This is a genomic window from uncultured Anaerococcus sp. (genome assembly GCF_963510915.1).
Lineage (GTDB): Bacteria > Bacillota > Clostridia > Tissierellales > Peptoniphilaceae > Anaerococcus.
Window position 1 is genome coordinate 1 of the sequence record NZ_CAUPHG010000142.1, and the last position, 3,181, is coordinate 3,181.

The window sequence follows — 3,181 nt, forward strand, 5'->3', positions numbered from 1 at the left end:
TTGCTAATTCTTCTAAATCTGATTTTGATATTTTTCTAATTTCCAAATTTCTCTCCTCTTGTTTTTGCTTGAATTTATCTGGTCCTAAATTAATATCTTATATTAGTTGCACTTTTTTGAAGAGTTTTTCTCGTACTTCTTCTGCATCACAACTTTTTTCACACCTTTCAAATTTTATTTTATAATCCCAGTAAAATCACTAGCCAAGCTTCTACTATGGATACAATTGGAATTATCAAAAATGGCATTAAGATAAAATGTTCTTTAATAGCCAAATGCTTCATCCAATTTCCGAATTTGTAATCCTCATGCCCTTCTGTGCCTGGTATTACTATCTTATTCTTGTACTTTCCCTGGAACAAAAGCAAATCCAATAGAAGGAAATCTCCAAAGTTTAATATTATCCACTGAATATAGCTCATCCAGAAAAGATCTCTAAGTCCTCTTATTCCCGTATGTAAAAGAGAGGTCACTCCATATATAAATACGATTCCTGAAATTATAAATGTAAGTATTAAATTTATTCTTTTCTCATCTTTTGTCATCTTTTCTGGAGCTGAATTTTGTATTTCTTTTGGATAGGAATCGAAGAAAAATCTCGGGTTAATAAGTACAAAAGCTGCTACTGCACCATTAAAGATAGCAGCCATTGCAATTCCATCTAATATTGCTCTTGTTATATCCATAATATTCTCCTTATTTATTTTCCAAAAAGTTTTTTAGTTTCTCGGCGTATTCTTGGGGATGTTCGTTGAGAAATTGTCCGTGGCCCATTCCTTCAAATACTTCTGTTTCCATTTGTGGAAGATACTCCCTTAATATCTTTTCACTTTTTTCAGGGATTGGCTCTTCGCTCCCGCTCCAAAACATTACTGGATTTGAAAATTTACTTAAATTTTTTGGAGGCTTATAATGATAGATAAACTTGCAGGCATTTTTAATAGTATTTTTCGAAATTTGCGGATAGGCCATTTCTATTACACTTAAATTATCCTTGCCCATAAGCTTATCTAATAAAAATTTAAGTATGGGCTTTTTATTTTTGATCCCACTTGTCCCAATGATAAAAGCACAGGTAAATGGCACTGCCATCAAGCCCAACTAGGCAGTAATCGCCGCATCTAAAAGGACTTTCGAAGCAGAAATTTTTACTCTTCCAATGAGTTCAACAGCTATGGTTGCTCCCATGGAAAAACCACATAGTCCATAGACGCTTCCACCCATTTCATTTAATATGTAGCTTTCTACTGAATCTATGCTTTCTTTCATTGAAGTTAAATCTTTGGGATTGGTCCCATAGTGTACGTCCAATTCTCAGAAAATTACAAAATAATCTTTTAAATAAGACAGAAGAGCTTTGAAGCATAGGTCGGTAGTCGATGCAAGTCCATGAATAAATAATATTTACTTGTTATTTATATTTCCAAATGTTATAAAGTTCATTTTCCCCTCTTTTAAACTTTTCTTATATCTTTGTAATATTAAGACTTTAATAATTCAATAATTTCATCCTGGGCCTGTCTACCCTCTCTAAAAAATCTTAAAAGTGGATAACAGTGGCACATCCCTTTTCCCACAATGATTTTATATGGAGCCTTGTATTTTTCCATTGCCTTTTTAAATTCGTCCGCAAATGCGTAGAGACATTCATTTCCTCCATAATAAAAGTAAGTTTTTGGAAAGTCTGAAAAATCTCCCTTTGTTCCGTCTAACATATATTCAGGCAAGGCTTCATCCCCTTTTACGATTTCCCTTGCAGTTTTAAAATAGCTAGGTTCAATCATTATGTCTTTATGATTAAGAGCATTCATTTTTTCCCATATTTCTTTATTTTCATCAAGGCTTGCATCTGGAAGTCCACCAGGAGATACTGAAATTATTTTCCCAGCCATTGGTAAAGGTCTGCCCAATGCGTTATTATGCAAAAAAATTCCAAGAGCTAAACCAGCGCCTGATGAAAATCCAAGGACACTTATGTTTTCTGCCTTATAAGTTTGGGTCATTAGCCTATAGGTTTCAAAACAAACTTCATAGTTCTTATCTATCTTTACATCTTCCGAGCAGAGGGGATAAAATAAAAACCAAAGGTCTTTTCCGGTTTTTTCCATTATTCTTTCAGCCAAGCTAAAATCCAATTTGTCCGGTCCCGTAATCATTCCTCCGCCAAAGAAATATAGGACTGTTCCTTCTGCAGGGCTCTTATTTTTTTGATATGAAAGGAGCCTATAACCCATTACGTCTTTTACAAGGAGATAGTAATTTTTTCTCTCAGCTCTCTTCCTTGCCTTGTCTAAATCAAATACCGCCTTTGCATTTTCTCTCTTTGCATACTCAAGCATCTCTTCTTTGTTCTTTAAAAACATTTTTTTAACACCGGCAAGTCTTACTATTGTCGATGCAATTTTATATGTAACGCTCATTTCACACCTCCCATTGATACTCAATTAATCACAATTTTACAAGTTTTTACCAATACTTATTTTTGTAACTCAACTTCATTCTCTATCGCCTGTAATAAAATAATCACAACAATCTGCTCCATTTGCTATAGTATCTTTTCTATATAAAACTCCATGTTGAAGGCTTATCATGACATCGTCAAGTTCACAGAATAGGGGCATTAATTCATCTACCCCGAGCTTCTTTGTATATGCACAAATGGGACAACGTGTAATCCTATAATAACAAGCACCCTCATAAGGTTGGCCCTCAAAATCAACTTTAAAGGATGTGGGATAGAGCTTTTCTTTTTCCTCTGTATACCACTTGTAATACTTAAGAATATTTTTCTTATTGGCCTCTTTTCCTATCTTAGTATTGAGATTGATCAAGGAAAAAAACCATTTGAAAGTATAAAGAGAGCGACGCATCATTTCCTGGACGGTCTCCGGCGGAATTTTTTTCTCACTTGCTATATATGGAGCAACAAAGACTAGGGCGAACATCTCATTGTATGCCATGGGATTATCCTCGCCGATATCGTCCATATTTTTTACAAGTTCTCGATAAACTTTTTTGCTCTTTTTAATAATTTCTGAAGCATATGCTTTATTATATTTTTCTATAAGAACTTTCTTCATTGGACCTTTAAATAATAAGAAATAAAAACCCTTGTATTTCATCTTACATACCCCATCAATTTTCTAAAATTTTTTATTTTAATTTAAATACAAGTTTATTT

At 33.6% G+C, this 3,181-nt stretch carries 3 protein-coding genes and 1 pseudogene; all 4 read right to left on the reverse strand.

What is annotated here, in order from left to right; all coding sequences use genetic code 11:
* Positions 1 to 179: 179 nt before the first annotated feature.
* Complete coding sequence (locus tag RQ893_RS08785; protein WP_311482635.1) at positions 180 to 686, reverse strand: hypothetical protein; 507 nt, start codon at positions 684 to 686, stop codon at positions 180 to 182.
* Between the two features lie 10 nt (positions 687 to 696).
* Positions 697 to 1,404: pseudogene (locus tag RQ893_RS08790) on the reverse strand (alpha/beta fold hydrolase).
* Positions 1,405 to 1,481: 77 nt separating this feature from the next.
* Positions 1,482 to 2,420: an alpha/beta hydrolase gene (locus RQ893_RS08795; RefSeq protein WP_311482636.1), complete on the reverse strand. Its 939-nt coding sequence runs from the start codon at positions 2,418 to 2,420 to the stop codon at positions 1,482 to 1,484.
* Between the two features lie 75 nt (positions 2,421 to 2,495).
* On the reverse strand, positions 2,496 to 3,122 hold the full coding sequence (locus tag RQ893_RS08800; protein WP_311482637.1) for an L-2-amino-thiazoline-4-carboxylic acid hydrolase: 627 nt from the start codon (positions 3,120 to 3,122) through the stop codon (positions 2,496 to 2,498).
* Positions 3,123 to 3,181 lie beyond the last annotated feature (59 nt).